Annotated in this window: 13 protein-coding genes and 1 pseudogene; 5 read left to right on the top strand and 9 right to left on the bottom strand. The window is 45.0% G+C overall.

The window, feature by feature from the left end; genetic code table 11:
- Nucleotides 1-184 precede the first annotated feature (184 nt).
- Both WBA89_RS14535 and WBA89_RS14530 read right to left on the bottom strand, forming a co-directional pair.
- Nucleotides 185-433: a hypothetical protein gene (locus tag WBA89_RS14535; RefSeq protein ID WP_424407530.1), complete on the bottom strand. Its 249-nt coding sequence runs from the start codon at nt 431-433 to the stop codon at nt 185-187.
- A 323-nt stretch (nt 434-756) separates the two neighbouring features.
- Nucleotides 757-963 carry a hypothetical protein gene (locus WBA89_RS14530; protein WP_424407528.1) on the bottom strand — a complete coding sequence of 69 codons (207 nt, stop codon included), beginning with the start codon at nt 961-963 and terminating at the stop codon, nt 757-759.
- Between the two features lie 441 nt (nt 964-1,404).
- Here WBA89_RS14530 and WBA89_RS14525 point away from each other — a divergent pair, with 441 nt between their 5' ends.
- The gene (locus WBA89_RS14525) at nt 1,405-4,473 is read left to right on the top strand and encodes a response regulator (protein ID WP_424407526.1); all 3,069 of its coding nucleotides are present in this window, start codon (nt 1,405-1,407) and stop codon (nt 4,471-4,473) included.
- 36 nt (nt 4,474-4,509) lie between these two features.
- A complete protein-coding gene (locus tag WBA89_RS14520) occupies nt 4,510-5,727 on the top strand; it encodes an adenylate/guanylate cyclase domain-containing protein (RefSeq protein ID WP_424407551.1) in 1,218 nt (405 codons plus the stop codon).
- A 49-nt stretch (nt 5,728-5,776) separates the two neighbouring features.
- Here WBA89_RS14520 and WBA89_RS14515 read toward each other — a convergent pair whose 3' ends face one another.
- The 4 genes from WBA89_RS14515 to WBA89_RS14500 all read right to left on the bottom strand — a co-directional run bounded on the left by WBA89_RS14515 (nt 5,777) and on the right by WBA89_RS14500 (nt 10,065).
- Nucleotides 5,777-7,057 carry a recombinase family protein gene (locus tag WBA89_RS14515; protein ID WP_424407524.1) on the bottom strand — a complete coding sequence of 427 codons (1,281 nt, stop codon included), beginning with the start codon at nt 7,055-7,057 and terminating at the stop codon, nt 5,777-5,779.
- Nucleotides 7,058-7,060: 3 nt separating this feature from the next.
- Nucleotides 7,061-7,420, bottom strand: a complete 360-nt coding sequence (locus tag WBA89_RS14510) for a VOC family protein (protein ID WP_424407522.1) — start codon at nt 7,418-7,420, stop codon at nt 7,061-7,063.
- A 211-nt stretch (nt 7,421-7,631) separates the two neighbouring features.
- Nucleotides 7,632-9,110, bottom strand: a complete 1,479-nt coding sequence (locus WBA89_RS14505; RefSeq protein ID WP_424407520.1) for an ATP-binding protein — start codon at nt 9,108-9,110, stop codon at nt 7,632-7,634.
- Between the two features lie 127 nt (nt 9,111-9,237).
- Nucleotides 9,238-10,065 (bottom strand): alpha/beta fold hydrolase, encoded by an 828-nt coding sequence (locus WBA89_RS14500; RefSeq protein ID WP_424407518.1) that lies wholly within the window; start codon nt 10,063-10,065, stop codon nt 9,238-9,240.
- A gap of 159 nt (nt 10,066-10,224) precedes the next feature.
- Between WBA89_RS14500 and WBA89_RS14495 the strand changes: the two genes are divergently transcribed.
- The 3 genes from WBA89_RS14495 to WBA89_RS14485 are packed head-to-tail and all read left to right on the top strand — an operon-like array spanning nt 10,225 to nt 12,266.
- Nucleotides 10,225-10,425, top strand: a complete 201-nt coding sequence (locus WBA89_RS14495) for a hypothetical protein (RefSeq protein ID WP_194011519.1) — start codon at nt 10,225-10,227, stop codon at nt 10,423-10,425.
- A gap of 8 nt (nt 10,426-10,433) precedes the next feature.
- Entirely contained in the window at nt 10,434-10,577 is a 144-nt protein-coding gene (locus WBA89_RS14490; protein WP_424407516.1) for a hypothetical protein, read from the top strand.
- A 21-nt stretch (nt 10,578-10,598) separates the two neighbouring features.
- Nucleotides 10,599-12,266, top strand: coding sequence for a BamA/TamA family outer membrane protein (locus tag WBA89_RS14485; protein WP_424407514.1), 1,668 nt, complete (start codon nt 10,599-10,601; stop codon nt 12,264-12,266).
- Between the two features lie 17 nt (nt 12,267-12,283).
- Here the strand turns inward: WBA89_RS14485 and WBA89_RS14480 are convergent.
- The 3 genes and pseudogenes from WBA89_RS14480 to WBA89_RS14470 all read right to left on the bottom strand — a co-directional run.
- Nucleotides 12,284-13,498: pseudogene (locus WBA89_RS14480) on the bottom strand (RNA-guided endonuclease InsQ/TnpB family protein); the annotation flags it as partial.
- Between the two features lie 173 nt (nt 13,499-13,671).
- On the bottom strand, nt 13,672-14,973 hold the full coding sequence (locus WBA89_RS14475) for a HEAT repeat domain-containing protein (protein WP_424407512.1): 1,302 nt from the start codon (nt 14,971-14,973) through the stop codon (nt 13,672-13,674).
- 45 nt (nt 14,974-15,018) lie between these two features.
- The gene (locus WBA89_RS14470; RefSeq protein WP_424407510.1) at nt 15,019-15,570 is read right to left on the bottom strand and encodes a type II CAAX prenyl endopeptidase Rce1 family protein; all 552 of its coding nucleotides are present in this window, start codon (nt 15,568-15,570) and stop codon (nt 15,019-15,021) included.
- Nucleotides 15,571-16,083: the final 513 nt, after the last annotated feature.

The raw sequence follows: 16,083 nt of genomic DNA, 5'->3' as shown, positions 1-16,083 counted from the left end.
GACTGTTGACTGTTGACTGTTGACTGTTGACTCGATTTTATTATTCCGATGCAACCGGAAACGATATTATACCAAATCCGGGTTTTGGATATTTTTTACGAACCAGTTGGCCTCAGACCGCCGAATCGTCAAGGGGAGTATGTTACTGTTTCCTCTTCTCTTCGCGTTCTTTGCGTCTTCGCGGTTAAATCATTCCAAAGGGCGAACACAAAAACCGATCGCCCTTTTCCACCATCGTATTTGTCCGCAAATAATCCCGCAGGCGATCGCACCCGTAACTCAACAAATCCAGATTCAAAACTTGCTCCACGTTCCACAAAATCAGCCTATTATCCTCGCTGACAGAAGCCACAAACGTTCCGTCAGAACGGTACGCCACTCCCCTACTCGCCGCGCTGTGACCTCTGAGAGTCGTTAATAGACAAGATTGCAAAAATAGTTAGGACGGGCTAGAAGCCCATCCCACAAAAATCTTTTTTCTTGTGGGATGGGCTTCTAGCCCGTCCCAAAATTTGATTAAAAGGACTTTTGCAATCTTGTCTAATGGAGTGCCGTCAAAGTTCCACAACTTCACCGTATTGTCCACACTGCCAGATTGACTGGGTTTTCATGTTGTTTGGCTCTTTTGTTATCTGCTGCGGCATTACCCGCGTTATCGAAATATGGACGCTGCGGCATCCCAATACCAAATTCATAAAATATCGCTACATATCTACCCCCCCCAACCCCCCCTTGTAAAGGGGGTGAGTCAAACTTTCAGTAGTAGCATAACTTTATGAAATTGGTATAATTATTGGTTCTCTGGTTTTCTGAAAGCGATTGCGGCGCTAGTTTCGCTATCCACAGCAGCACTGCTGGTGGAACTAATCCCCAAAATCTTGGCGAGTCCCAGTCCCGATCGCGATCGGGCAAATTTGGCTTGACAAAATCAGATTGGCGATCGCCAACAAGCTCAGGAAGCACTCTCTCAATTAATGCTGGAATTGGAAAAGCGAGGCCCGAGAGCTCAACCAAGTATTTATGAATATTTGTTCTAATGCGATTGATGCTTAAGAACAGATGGCGGTGCAAAAGCATTCAGTCAAAGACTCTTGGGGAAATGTTTACCCGATCGCTTGCAATATACCCATTGCTAACCGCTAAGAATTCGCATCCGCACGCTTGTGGTTGACGGCCAGTGGGTGCAGATTCACATTGCTGATAATCGCAGCGGCATAGATGCTTATGATTAAAATTCCCTTAAAATCAAAACCTCAGCCAGCACCTTGCTCTGAAAAATTTTTAGTAAAGTTGTAAAATTGGGAACATCCCGTTTTTGTAAATCAACTTCTGGAGCGGGCCGGAGATCCCGCCCCACAAAAACAAGGCGATCGTTCTACTTAGTATCATCTGCAAGCAAACATTATGTGGCAAATAGTCAAAGATATCTTTTCTCCAACTCAGTATATGCCGCACGGTCACTGCTATCTGTGGCAAACGCCTTTGGTGTGGCTGCACGTAACCGGCGACTTTTTAATCGCGATCGCCTACTATTCAATTCCGGCTATGCTGATTTATTTTATTTTTAAGCGGCGCGATGTTCCTTTTTTAGGAATATTTGGTTTGTTTGGTGCATTTATTATTCTTTGCGGTACAGGTCACTTGCTAGAAATTTGGACGCTGTGGCATTCCGCTTATTGGCTGTCGGGGATTGAAAAAGGAATTACCGCCCTCGTTTCTTGCTACACTGCCGGATCGATGGTAACGCTACTACCCCAATTTTTAGCCTTAAAAACTCCTCAAGAATTAGAAGAAATTAATCTCAAGTTGCAGCGAGAAATTGCCGTGCGTGAAGATGCAGAATTAGCTCTGCGCTGCGCTTATGAAGATTTAGAAATTAAAGTGCAAGAGCGTACCGCACAGTTGACAGAAACCAACAGTTGCTTAGAAAAGGAAGCTCGCGACCGCCAGCAAGCCGAGTTAAAATTGCGCTCAGTTACCGAACGCTTGCAATATTTGTTGGCTACTACTCCGGCAGTTATTTTTAGCTGCAAATTAGGCGGAAATTATGACGTAACATTTGTCAGCGAGAACATTGTTTCACTGATTGGCTACGAAGCGCGAGAATTTGTTGATGGTTCCCTGGATTGGCACAGCCTCGTTCACCCCGAAGATCGAGAGATTATAGATACTGCCTTCGCTCAGATATTGCAAAAAGAATTGATTTCCTACGAATACCGCGAACTGCACAAAGACGGTAGTTATCGCTGGATTCACGATGAGGTTAAGTTGGTCAAAAATGCTGCTGGCATACCTGTGGAGTGTGTTGGTTATGCAGTAGATATTACTGCTCGCAAACAGGCAGAAGCAGCTTTGGTGCAGCAACTAAAAAGAGAGCGGCTGGTGAATTCCATACAAGAGCGGATTCGCTCTTCTCTTAACCTAGAAGAAGTTATGACAGTCGCTGTTGAAGAAGTTCGCCAGTTTTTGTCAACTGACAGGGCGGTTATTTACCGTTTCAACCGAGATTGGAGCGGATTTATAGCGGTCGAATCGGTAGCAGCAGGTGTGATGCCGATTAAGGGAACTGATATTAACGATCCTTGTTTTCGCGACAGCTATATTTCTGTTTACCAGCAGGGGCGCGTTCGGGCGATGGACGATATTTACACCGCTGATATTTCCGAGTGCCACATTAATTTACTCGCCCAGTTTGAAATTAAAGCTAACCTCGTCGTTCCCATTTTGCAAGGAAAAGTTTTATGGGGATTGCTAATTGCTCATCACTGTCGCAGTCAAAAACATTGGAACTCTTCTGAGATAGAATCTCTCAAGCAAATTTCCGTACAGCTAGCAATTGCCATCCAGCAATGCACGCTATTTGAACAAGCTAAAACAGAAATTGCCGATCGCAAGTTGGCAGAAGCAGCGCTGCAAAAAGCTGTCAGGGTGGCTGATGCCGCCAACGTCGCCAAAAGCGAATTCCTTTCTTCTATGAGTCACGAATTGCGTACTCCCCTGAATGCAATTCTGGGATTTAGTCAGGTGATAGTGCGCGATTCATCCCTAAACAACGAACACCAACAACACTTAGGAATTATTAATCGCGCCGGGGAACATTTGCTTTCGCTAATTAATGATATTTTGGAAATGTCCAAAATTGAAGCAGGCAGAATTCAACTTAATGAAAGCAGTTTTAATTTAATTCGCCTGCTAGAAAACCTAGAAGAGATGTTTCGATTGAAAGCTAAATCTAAGAGATTGCAGCTAAAGTTTGAAGTGGCCCAGAGCGTACCTCACTTTGTTAATGGAGATGAGGGTAAATTGCGCCAAATTTTGATTAATCTTGTAGGAAATGCCATTAAGTTTACAGAGACTGGTAGCGTTACCTTGCGACTGAAAAACAAGGTAGAAGAAAATTTGGCGGCTGAAAATGCAGAGTTGAAAAGCACGCAAACAAAAACCGCCGACAGGGGTTCCGAAAACTCCGCGCCTGCGAATTTTGATTGTGCAGACTCGAATTCTATTCGCCCGGTATCTTTGCGCCTTCAGTTTGAAATTCAGGATACTGGCCCCGGCATTGCCACAGAAGAAATGAATAAGTTATTTAAACCATTCGAGCAAACAAAATCAGGTTATAAATCCGAACAGGGCACTGGACTGGGTTTACCAATCAGTCGCAAATTTGTCCAAATGATGGGAGGGGATATTGTTGTCAGCAGTATACCTGATTTGGGAAGTACGTTTTCATTTGATATTCAACTGGGCCTTGCTGCTCCCACCGAGATTGAAATGCTTAAACCGCATAAAAAAGTCATTGGTTTAGCACCAGATCAACCAGAGTACCGGATTTTGGTGGTTGACGACCGTGCCGATAATTGTCTAGTCATAGATAGATTGTTGTCACCGCTAGGCTTCCTCGTGCGAGAAGCTAAAAATGGTCAAGAAGCTATTAATGTATGGGAAGATTGGCAACCGCACCTGATTTGGATGGATATGCAGATGCCTGTAATGAATGGTTATGAAGCAACCAGACAAATTAAATCTCATCCTCTCGGAAAACAAACAGTGATTGTCGCTCTCACTGCTAGCGCTTTTGAAGAGGAAAGAAAAACTATTTTAGCTGCTGGATGCGACGATTTCATGCGTAAACCGTTTGAAGCAAAAACACTATTTGCAATAATTGAAAAATATGTAGGAGTCAAATATATTTACGAAGAACCAGTTTTTGACCTAGAAAATGGTAACGAAATTAGTGGTATTGCTAGCAATGAATCCGTAGGATTACAGCTCGCTAAAATGCCTAGTGAGTGGCTCGATAATATCTATACTGCTGCTCATGAATGCTACGATGATAAAATTATTCGGTTGATTGAGGAGATGCCTGTAGAGTTTACTGAATCTGCAAAATGTTTAAATGATTTAGCGCGTAATTTCCTGTTTGATGATATTATTGAGTTAGCGAACTCGGCGATTAAGGCGTGTGAGTGTTAATATATTGGATTTTGAAAAAATACCGTGAGCGATCGCATGAACAGCAATCAGTCTCCTACAATTCCAGCAACAATTCTAGTAGTTGATGATAAACCAGATAACGTGCGGCTTTTATCTACAATCCTAACCGAGCAAGGCTATCAGGTTCGCAAAGCGTTGAACGGAAAAAGAGCTCTGGCGACGGTGCAGGAGTTTCCGCCAACTCTAATTCTCTTGGACGTGATGATGCCAGAGATGAATGGATATGAGGTGTGTACACAGTTGAAAGCTTCACCAAAAACCAGTTCGATTCCTGTTATTTTTTTAAGCGCCTTAAATGATGCTTCAGATAAGGTGAAAGCTTTTGATGTGGGAGCAGTTGATTATATCACTAAACCTTTTCAAAGTAAAGAAGTATTGGCACGAGTGGCCAATCAGTTAATAATTCAAAATCAGCAGCGACTGCTCCAAGAGCAAACTAAACAACTAGAAGAGTTGGTTGAACAATTGCAAAACGAAATTAAAGAGCGGCAGGCAATTGAGACAGCTTTACGGGTGGCTAAAAAAAAATCGGATCATTTATTGCTAAATATTTTACCGGCTGCGATTGTTGAAAATTTGAAAAAAGGCGAGGGTTATGCTGCCGAGAGGTTTGAGTCAGCAACAGTTCTTTTTGCAGATATTGTGGATTTTACGTCTCTTGCTGCTAGAATTTCACCAATAGATTTGGTAAATTTTCTAAATAAGATTTTTTCAAAATTTGACGAATTAACTGAAAAACACGGTTTGGAAAAAATTAAAACAATTGGAGATGCTTATATGGTGGCGGGGGGTTTACCTGTGCCGAGGGCAGATCATGCAGGGGCGATCGCGAATATGGCGTTGGATATGCAGGATGCGATCGCAGATATTCAAACCGACGCGGGCGAACCCTTGAAAATTCGGATTGGAATTAATACAGGCCCAGTAGTTGCTGGTGTAATTGGTACTAAAAAATTTAGCTATGACTTGTGGGGAGATACTGTTAATGTTGCTTCTCGGATGGAATTGCAGGGATTGCCGGGTTCTATTCAAGTGACTGCTGCTGTTCGCGAGCAGTTAAAAGATCGGTATGTGTTTGAGGAAAGAGGTGCGATCGCGGTTAAAGGTAAAGGAGATATTATTACCTATTGGCTAAAGGGTAAAAAAGATGATTCGGCGGTTGAAACCGATTTTTGTCAAGCGAATTCCACTCCTAGCGAACCAAGAGAGTACCCAAATACCCCACTTTTTTAAGAAGTCGGGCATCTAACCAGGCAGCTACTGATGAACCTCGAACGAATCCTCAAAAAATGAAAATAATTTGCAGTTTCCAATTTGTATTTTCTCGGATGATTTCAATGCGATCGATAAACTCGCGAAAATAAAACCTGCGTTCCGATTCCGACAAATCGAGCCAAAATTGGGGAAGAGAAACTGTTTGCGCGGTTTCTCGCAAGTTGACTGGGGGCAATTGTGCGAGCCTGCTTTGCATTTCGGCTATTTCCGTGCGGACTTTGTAGGCTCTCAGTTCGGCAGTTTCTTTGTCAAAAATGCCGCTTTCAATCAGGGCTGGTAGTTGCTCTATAATTTCTTGTTTCGAGCAGATAGCTCCGGCAATTCCTGCTTTAATTGCGTTCATCTCCGGCACTTGCAACTGGGCGACGGCATCGGGCAAATCCCGACAAATTCCTGCTATAGTTAATTGCAATACTTCTTCGTAGGAAATACCGCTGCATTTTGGCTGGGACAGACAGTTAATCGGTCGCAAATAAAGGTATTCTCGATCTTTGCGGTAGGATGTGACTTTTGCAACTGTCATGGGCGATCGGCATTCGGCACAAATTGCTAAACCTGCGAGGGAACGCGGGGCGCTGGCGCTGCGGGGAGAAAGGCGGCGGTTGCGGCGCAACAATCGGTCTATTTGGGCGGCTTCTTCTCTGGAAATAATCGGGACGTGGGTGTTAGAAATGACTTGACCCTTTTGATATTCTAAATCGCCTCGGTAGGCGGGATTTGTCAGCCAGCGGCGGCCTGTGCTGACGGAGATTTTTTTGTTGTATTTCTTGGCTAAATGGCGCACGGAACCGCGCAGGGAACCGTAGATGAGAAAGTGATCGAAAAAGTCTTTGACGGCGGGGGAAGCGGTTTTGTCGATCGTATATTTGTCTTTGCCGCGCCGGTAGCCGTAGGGGGCTTTTCCGGGTGGGGGAAGGGATTTGATGCGGTTGCGGGCGTGTCCTTTGCGAATGCTGCGGCTGTGTTGGCTGCGCTGGACTTCTGCGAGGAGTTTGAGTAAGTTTGCTCTGTTTTCGGTTTGTTTTTCGTCTGTGACAATGAGTTCGATGCCGAGGTTTTCGAGTTTTTCTAGGTGCGCGCACACTTGCTGTACTGTGTCGCCCAGTTCTTCAAAGCGCTGAATTAACAGGTATTTGACTGGTTCTGTTTGGCAGTCTTTTAGGAGTTGTTGCAGTTGCTGTCGCCCTCCTAAGTCTTGATAGATGCGATCGACCTCTTGGCCCCAAATTTCGGGCGCTGGCGCAGGTTCTAGCAGCGGTTCGCTGTAAGAGTAGGCGATGATTTTCATCTGTTACTCGCTGAGTTCGATGATGTTACCGTCGGGATCTTGGGTAAATAATGCCGATCGACCTGACGCGCTCATTTGTACCGGACAATTGCTGGCTGTTAATTGTTGTTTTGCCTCCTCTAAGTTTGCCACAGAAAATGCTAGATGTCGGTTGCGTCCCAATTTTTGGGAATCTATGGCATCTGGTATAATTGTTGCCGCTAAAATTAGGTGAAGCTGGAAGTTGCCGATTTGATACCAGATTCCGGGAAATTTTAATTTTCTGTCTACTTTTGGCAGTCCTAAAACTCTGCTGTAAAAGTGTTCGGATTTTTCGAGGTTGGAAACGAGTATGGCACTGTGAAGGGCTTGAGTAATTTGCATTTTTTATTGTTTTTATTTTAACCTTTTATTTTAACCGCTAATGCAGGCAGATGAGCGCTGATTAACGCAGATTTGTGATGTTTTTTATTTTTTTGATATGATATAGCCTTTCTCAGTAACATGAGGTACTAGAGGTGCATCGGGCATCGGGCCTAAAAGCATACCTCACCAACCTTGAGAAACGCTATAAATTGGGGTATTTGTAAATTGCTTAAATTTGCTGAACTGGCAGTTCAATGATAAACTCGGTTCCCGAACCCGGTTCCGATTCGCACCTGAGCGTTCCTCGGTGATTTTCTACTAGGATTTTGTAGACAATAGACAATCCTAAACCGGTACCTTTACCGATCGCCTTTGTGGTAAAAAATTGCTCGAACATTCGTTCTTTTACCTCTGCTGTCATTCCCCATCCCGTGTCAGCTATCCGCACTTTCACGCGATCGCTCCCTGCTACTTCTGTGCGGATATAAATTTTTAACGCAGCATTGGGCTGATTTTGTGCTGTCTCATCTAAAGCATCGATCGCGTTGCTAATTAGATTCATAAACACTTGATTTATCTGTCCGGCATAACACTCTACATCAGGCAATTTTTCATAATTTTTCACTATTTGAATGTCTGGACGTTCTGTTTTAGAATTGAGACGGTTTCGCAAAATTAAGATGGTGCTGTCGATGCTCTCGTGCAAGTCGCACTGCGTCATGTTACTGTTATCTGTTCGCGAAAAGCTGCCCATAGATTTGACAATTTCGCGAATTCGTTCGGCACCCATTAGCATGGAAGACATAACTTTAGGCAAGTCTTTAACTAAAAAATCTAGATCGATTTCTTCGATTTCATCTTGAATTTCGGCACAGGGATTAGGATTGTATTCTTTATAGAGACACAGCAGGTGCAGCAAATCTTCAGTATAAGTTTTGGCATGGCTCAAGTTGCCGTAAATAAAAGTAACTGGGTTGTTAATTTCGTGGACGATGCTGGCCATTAAGGCTCCTATCGAAGACATTTTTTCGCTGTGCATCAGTTGGGCTTGAGTTTGTTTGAGTTCGCAAAGTGCCCGATCGATCTCGGCGGCTTGAGTTTCGGCTTTCGAGGTAGCAGCACAGCTTTCTTGGTACAGTTCAACCTGTTTGAGGTCGATTTCAAATTGTTCGATTTCGCTTTCTTGCTGGTACTGACTCACGACAGCATCGAAGGCTGATAGCAATTCGTCGCCCGCTGCTGCGATAATATACTTTAGATCGGGATTTTCTAGGCTGAGTTCGGCATCGGGAACTTGCATTAATGCTTTTATACGATCGATATATTCGCGCACTTGCTTGTCTAGGTACAGCGGCGCATCAAAATACATTGCTTTGACGGTGGATGAAGGGGCACTCAATAAGTTGCTGCTGTGAGTATTAATTAAGTCGCGGTGCGATTTTGCCATAAGTGCGATCGCCTCTAACAAGTTCCCCCGCAGTTTGGCTCTTTCTGCGGCATTCTGAGAGCAAACTAACCTCATGCAAAAAAAAGCCGATCGCTGGGAAAGCATTCGCTGGCGGCCGCTGATGTTGATTACTGCAGCACTAACTTTTCTGGCTGTGGTAATTTCTTCCAGATTAAAGTAGTTGCTCAGCACTGCCATTCGTAATACCTCAGAATCTACTAAATGTCTGTAGCTCGTGCTGACACAAGGTGTGATAGACATAAAAAAAAAATTTACAATACTACAAATATATTCTGTATTTTCTGTTTAAGTAGTATCCTAAAATACAATTATTTTTCATTAGTTGTCGATCGCAGTTTTTAGAATTCGGCTTTTGGCAAAGGTTTTCTTAATTATCCAAAAAATTACAAATCAACTTCGCGATGAATTGAGGTTGAGTTTGTGGCAACCCGTGGGTGGCGTTGGGAATAATTGCTAATTCTGCCCCCGGTATCTCGTTGGCGTAGGTTTCACAATGCCACAGAGGAATTGTTTCGTCGTCCATAGCTGCGATGACTAAGGTAGGAATTTGTAATTTGTGAATTTCTTTTTCTACTGTATCAACTGCGTCTTCTGGCTGCATCCTGCTCATTAAAAATGACCTCGCTACTGGTTGAGACATTAACTCTCTGCGCCACCCGGAAATTTCCTGTAATTTGTCACTTTTTCCTGCTAGACGAGCCAAAGGTTTGGCTAACTGCAAGGCCCAATCAACTACTGGGGTTTGCCACAGCAGCGGCCGCAAAGCATCGTATTGACCGCAAAAACTGTCGTCCCGAATTCCTGCTGGTGCTGCTAATATTAAACTGCTGACGGAATTAGGATATTTGAGGGCATATGCAGAGGCTACCCAACCGCCAAAAGAATGCCCGATGATGCTGCAGGGTTCGATGTTTAGTTGTTCTATAACTTGTCGCACAAAGGCAACTTCTATGGCTACGTCGTACTGGATTTGTGGTTTGCTGGATTCTCCAAAACCTAACATATCTAAACTGATGCACCGAAACTGAGATTGCAGTATTTCAATTAATGGCAGCCAGCAAGTCTTTTCTCCGAAGAAACCGTGCAGCAGCAATAAGGGTGGGCCGCTGCCGATGTCGAGGTAGGCGGCTGTTTGGCTGCTGCTATTGACAAATGTGGTGAGTGTGTGCTTGTGTGCTATTGCTATTGACTGCACGGGCGATCGACTCCTGCATATTTAAGAAGGGTTTGTAAACTATTGTAACAAAAAAGCCTCCCAAAGGTTAAACTTCATTGCGGAGTAGGCAATTAGACGTAGACCGTGATACTGTCTAATATTATTGAAACTACTGCAAACTCAAAGCAGGAGAACACTTTGAACTCTACTTTAAAACGTTACCCAGCTTGCTCCGTGCGCGAAGATGTCAGTGAGTACGTCGCACACCTACAGCTTCACATGACTTTACAAGCTCGCAATTTGCTCCCTAGCATTACTACCGCTAAGGACAGTCGCGAACAATTGTTGCAGCAGACTCAGGCTCATTTTGAAAAACGTGTTTCCAGACAATCTCTTTAAATAAATTTTTGGTTTCCCCAATTTTTACGATCGCCCGCGATCGACCTTTGGCAAATTTTCAGCGCATCACAGAAACCCGGTATATTCAAAAATACCGGGTTTCTTTTCGGCTAATTAGGCACTTGGGCCCGGTTTTCGGTAAGATTCGTTGAGTATAGTTGAGTTTTATATTTATGCGAATTCCGATTATTGCATTTTTGACTCTGGCGCAAATAGCTGGTGGGGAGTTGGCGGCGCGGGCGATCGATCCGATAGATGCACCGCGTCAAGTGGAGGTTAGAGAAGCAACCGCAGAGGCGCAGAGGGCACAGAGGGATGAGGATGGGGTGAGTCCAATTGTGCGGGATTTGCCAACATCCGATGAGCTCGCGGTTGTTGGAGAAGTTAAATCGCCTTCTCTCAAGTCGAATCGCCATAAAGATTTTACATCTGTGTTACAAACTCCGGGGACGATCGCCACCAAACCCGAAACCGAACCGGTAAACAGCAACGCCCGACAGCTAGCCGGTACTCGACAAATCAGTCAAGCGGGAAATGCTGAGGGCGTTTATGTGGCTGAGGTGAAAATTCGCTTTGTCAATTCCAGAGGCGAAGCAGTTGATAAAAAAGGGAATCCGATTGTTGGCCGAATTTCGGAAGATTTTATTCGGGGCGAGCTCAAACTCAAGGCGGGGGATAATTACAGCCAGCAAGTTGTACGATCGGACTTGCAGCAGTTGCAGCAGTTGGGATTGTTTGACAAGGTGACGGTTTCTACTGAAGAAGTTGGGACGGATATTAATGTAATTTACAATGTCCAACAGCGATCGGCTCGTTCTTTTGGTGCGAGTGCTAGCATTAGCGATGATGTTGGTGTTGCTATTCCTCTTTCATATACCGATCGCACTTTCGGCACCAACGCACAGCGGCTGTCGGTGGAACTTGAACCCAGCCTCCGAGGTATCCAGTACGATGTCCAGTTTGTCAGCCCTTACATTGCCGCCGAAGACCGTTTGGGATACAGTGTGAGAGCTTTTGGCGATCGCAAAATCTCCGAAATTTTCAACAAGGATATCGATTTGCCCAATGGCGATCGAGTTCGGGAAATTCGGATCGGGGGAAATCTCGCTGTTACTCGACCTTTGGGCGATTGGCGCGGAACTTTAGGATTGAATTATACCAATATCAGCACGCGCGATCGCAACTTAAATATTGCCCGCCGCGACGAACAAGGCAATCCTCTCACTTTCAGCGGTTCCGGCGTGGATGAATTATACACTGTTTCTTTTGGCGCGACGCGCGATCGGCGAAACAATCCCTTTAACCCCACCAGCGGCTCGATTCTCACCCTCAGCACCGAGCAGTCGATACCTCTGGGACGAGGTAACATTGTGAGCAACCGCCTCTTAGCAAACTATATACAATATATCCCCGTCACTTTGCTCGGCATCAGCGAGTCCGAAAACCTGCCGGAAATGCTGGCTTTTAACTTGCAAGCGGGGACTGTCATCGGAGATTTGCCCCCAACAGAAGCGTTTCGCCTCGGCGGGCGCAATTCCGTGCGGGGTTACGATAGCGGGGATATTGGTAGCGGGCGGAGTTATTTTTTGGCTTCCGGCGAGTATCGGTTTCCCGTCGGTAGCGATGTCGGCGGCGTGATATTTGTTGATTTTGCTTCGGATTTGGGAACCGGTGACAGCGTGTTGGGAAAACCGGCTTCGGTGAGGGATAAACCGGGGACTGGGGCGGCTGTTGGGTTGGGTGTGAGGGTGCGATCGCCCATTGGATTAATTCGCTTAGACGTGGGTATTGGCGACTCCGGCGAAACTAAATTTGTGCTCGGCACAAAACAGCGATTCTGAACTACCCAACGCTGACCTTCGGAGAGGGCGCGGGCTTCTGACTTCAGCGGGGATTGCGTCAGCTTAGACTTGCGTCCCAGCTTCGGACTCACATCCCCTCCATCAGCAGCAGTCCTGGTTCCCAAGACCAATAGCATTCTGATTCCTTCTGTTCTGATATTGGTTGCAGCGTTTGAGTCCCTATCATGATGGGTACCACAACTAGGGCAAGTCCATGCCCTAACATTTAATGGCATTTCACTAACAGGGTAATGACAATTTGAACAGAGTTTTGAGCTAGGAAACCATCGGTCAATTTCTACCAACACTTTACCTTCGCCCTCTAGCTTGTAATGCAAGAAATTGACAAATATTCCCCAACCTACATCAGAAATTGCTCGAGCTAGTTTGTGGTTGCGAACCATGCCCTTAACGTGAAGGTTTTCGACTACAATGACTTGGTTGTCGTCAACAAGCTTTCTGGATAGCTTGTGCAAGTAGTCTTGACGGACATTGCTAATTCGTTCGTAAACCCTAGCAGCCAGTTTCCTGGCTTTATTTCTAGATTTGCTTCCTTTCTGCTTTCTGGCTAATTTTTGCTGCTTCCTTTTGAGGTTGCGTTCGTGTTTTGCTAAATGCTTGGGATTTGGGTACTTGGATGTTTTGATGCCATCATTGACAACAGCAAAATCTTTCAATCCCAAGTCAATTCCTGCAACTTTTCCATCGGTGCAAGCAACTGGCTTGTGTCCTTCGAGTTCTGTCAGTACGGAGGCATAATATTTCCCTGAAGGGGTCATGCTGACAGTTACGGTTTTGATGGTTCCTTCAATCGGTCGATGTAATTTGGCTTTGACAGTGCCGACACGACCAGGAAACTTGAGAGAGCCGCCAACAAGTTTGACTGACTGCGGGTACTGGATTGACTGCCTGTTTTTCTTGGCTTTGAATTTAGGGTATTTAGCCCTGGATTCAAAAAAGTTTTTGTAAGCAGTTACCAAATTGAGCGTAGTTGATTGCAAAACTTGAGAGTAACACTCAGACAACCATTGTGTTTCTTCTTGTTTTTTAAGGTTTGGGAGGAGTTTGTTTAACGCAACTTGAGTCAAGCCTTTACCCGTGGCTTTGTAGGTTTCAATACACATATTGAGTGCGTAATTCCACCACCAACGACAACAGCCAAAATGCTGATCTAGTATCGTCTGCTGTTGGGTTGTCGGATACAGTCTAACTTTGACGGCTTGATGCTGCATTATTTTCACCTCCCTTTAGCATTATATATATTCCTAATAAAATTAGTCGGTCGAGCTGGCAAATTTTACGCCTGATTGACCGGATCAAATTTGCTTGAGGGAGTCCATGTATCCCAACGCTGACCCAACGGGTACAGCGCGGGACTTATAGCTCCCCCAAACCCCCTCAAAAGTTAACTATTTGGTTCCTCAACATCAACAATTTTTGGTTTCACCGCCGGAGTCTGCGGATAAAACTTAAACTTATTGAGCGCAGCACTTGCCGCCACCGCCACAGCCCTATCTGTATCTCGCAAAGCTTGTTCCAACAGCGGAATTACTTGTTCCGACTTGATCGATGCTAGTGCTTCCACAGCAGCTTCGCGCACATTTGGCTGCAAATCTCGAAGTAATTTGCCCAAAGTTTCTATTACTCGCTCGCTGTCGTCTCTCAGAGCATTAGCAGCAGCCAAGTTACCTAAAGCAGACGCTGCAAACTTGCGGGTTTCTGAGTCTTGACTTTGAACGCATCCCAGCAATTGCTCCACCGAATAGGTTGCTAATTGTCTGGCTATTTCAGGCTGTTGTTCGACTTCGGTTTGTTGATGTAAATCAATTGATTGCGGTTCCGAAAAATCCCTATCATTTAACTCTTGTTCAACTTCTGTTTGATTTAACTCGCTTGACTGTTCCTGTCCTACTTCTGGTTCGGGTAAATATTCTTCAACTTCTGTTTGATTTAACTGACCAAACTGCCGATCGGGAACTTCTTGTTGTTGGACATTATTTTCGTACTGCTGTTGCAGAGACCCGATAGTAGCCTGCATCTGAGCTTCGTGAGCTTGCAACTGCTCGTGAGCTGCTTGCAACCGAATCTCGTATTGCTCTTGCAAAGCTTCCATACTTAACTGCATCTCAACCTCGCGGTTCTCATATTCCTCGGCAGTTTGTCTCAATCGAATTTCGTGTTCGTTTTGCAGGTTTTGCAAATGTTCCTCGATTTGAGCTTGATAATTGTGATGCAATTCGTCAGCAACTCTGAGTAAATGATGTTCGTGTTCTGATTGCAAAGATTGCAGGTTTTCTTGCAGCTTAGCATTGTGAGCTGCCTCTAATTCCTGGCTGACTTGTTGTCGGAGCTGATTTTCGTTTGCGCCAGCAACTTGTTGGAGCCGATCGCGTTCTGCCAGAACTTGTTGAAGTTGATTTTCGTATTGAGCGGCAATTTGTTGGAGTTGACTTTCGTATTGAGTTGTAACTTGTCTGAGTAAATTTTCGTGTTCGACAGTGGCTTGTCTAAGCCGATCTTCCTGTTCTCCTGGCTGAGAATCTGGAGTTTGTTGCATCCGAGATATCTGAGCTAATTCTATATCCTGAGCTATTCTTCGGGTTTGCTTCAAGTATTCTTGCTTTTGCTTTTTTAAGCGTTTTTCCACTAACGAGTAAGCAACTGCTACCCCTGCCAAAAAACCTACGATCGCTCCTATGATACCCACGATGGAGTTCCTCCTGACAATATAGTGATGCTGGACTTTGTACATTTAACCATACAGCCTCCTGTAACCGCCCAATAGCAGCAGCCAAGCTGTCACAGCCAGCCAGTGAACCGCTACCGCAGGCCAGATGGAACCGCTTTGCAGGTATGCGATGGAGCACGCTACTCCCAAAATTGCCGCTAGCAGCAAAAACACTGGATTCATAAAGGTCGATCGACCGATCGGATAAAAAGTCAGCGCGTTCAGCGGGTGGTAAACTACAAACAGCACCAAACTCGCCCATCCCCAAAACCACAGCATTAACCCAGGAACATTCTCCCGAAGGTGCGGCAGCATTAACACGCGGAAAAATACTTCCTCGCTCAGCCCCGGACTTAACAAACAGCCTATCAGCACTCCGGTAATGGTAGGCCAAGAGGTTTGCACGTCTACTTTCAGAAATCCCGACCAAAAACCGACGGGAAGCGCGATCGCAGTGTAAGCTAGCACCAGCATAGCTGCAACCAGCCAGTCGGTGAAATCGGGAATAGTTGAAAAAGCCAGGGTGAGGCGGCGCGCCAGTAAGTCCAGCAGCCCGATCGCGCTAAAATTTAACATAATCAAATTTACCATTAAAAGTTTTAAAGATATATTAGTAGTCGGAATAAAGCCTTGTCATTACCCGATTTCTTGGATGTGTGCGGGGAATCAGAAACCGGGTTTCTTCCTCGCTCTTGGTGAGGATGCGTCAATTATCGCAGCAACCCGGTTGCTTTGAAGGTTGCGCCTGCTTTTCTAGAGACGGGCGATGGAGAAACCGAGTTTTTGAATTGAGGTGCGCGAGGGAACTGAGCAGACGAGCAATTGCCAAAATCGGCAAACACCCTGAAATTATTTGCGTCAATCTGTGTTATATCTGCCCGATATCTGCGATTAAAATATCGAGATAAGAGTTTTGCAATTCAAGTCTAGTAGATCGGAATCAAAAGCACAAAATGTATTTTTAAAATTAGCTTTTTCTCAATTACTAATTATCAATATACCTTTGGCAAAAGTCCTTGTAATCAAATTTCAGGACGGGCTAGAAGCCCATCCCACAAAAATCTTTTTTCTTGTGGGATGGGCTTCTAG

It is taken from the genome of Microcoleus sp., assembly GCF_049646505.1.
GTDB lineage: Bacteria > Cyanobacteriota > Cyanobacteriia > Cyanobacteriales > Microcoleaceae > Microcoleus.
Note: the sequence above shows the minus strand (reverse complement) of the source record. Positions and strands in the feature narration are given on the sequence as shown.

Coding starts and splice junctions, on each gene's coding strand:
- WBA89_RS14525 (WP_424407526.1), top strand. CDS start 1,405: ATGTGGCAAATAGTCAAAGATATCTTTTCTCCAACTCAGTATATGCCG.
- WBA89_RS14520 (WP_424407551.1), top strand. CDS start 4,510: ATGAACAGCAATCAGTCTCCTACAATTCCAGCAACAATTCTAGTAGTT.
- WBA89_RS14515 (WP_424407524.1), bottom strand. CDS start 7,057: ATGAAAATCATCGCCTACTCTTACAGCGAACCGCTGCTAGAACCTGCG.
- WBA89_RS14510 (WP_424407522.1), bottom strand. CDS start 7,420: ATGCAAATTACTCAAGCCCTTCACAGTGCCATACTCGTTTCCAACCTC.
- WBA89_RS14505 (WP_424407520.1), bottom strand. CDS start 9,110: ATGTCTATCACACCTTGTGTCAGCACGAGCTACAGACATTTAGTAGAT.
- WBA89_RS14485 (WP_424407514.1), top strand. CDS start 10,599: ATGCGAATTCCGATTATTGCATTTTTGACTCTGGCGCAAATAGCTGGT.
- WBA89_RS14470 (WP_424407510.1), bottom strand. CDS start 15,570: ATGTTAAATTTTAGCGCGATCGGGCTGCTGGACTTACTGGCGCGCCGC.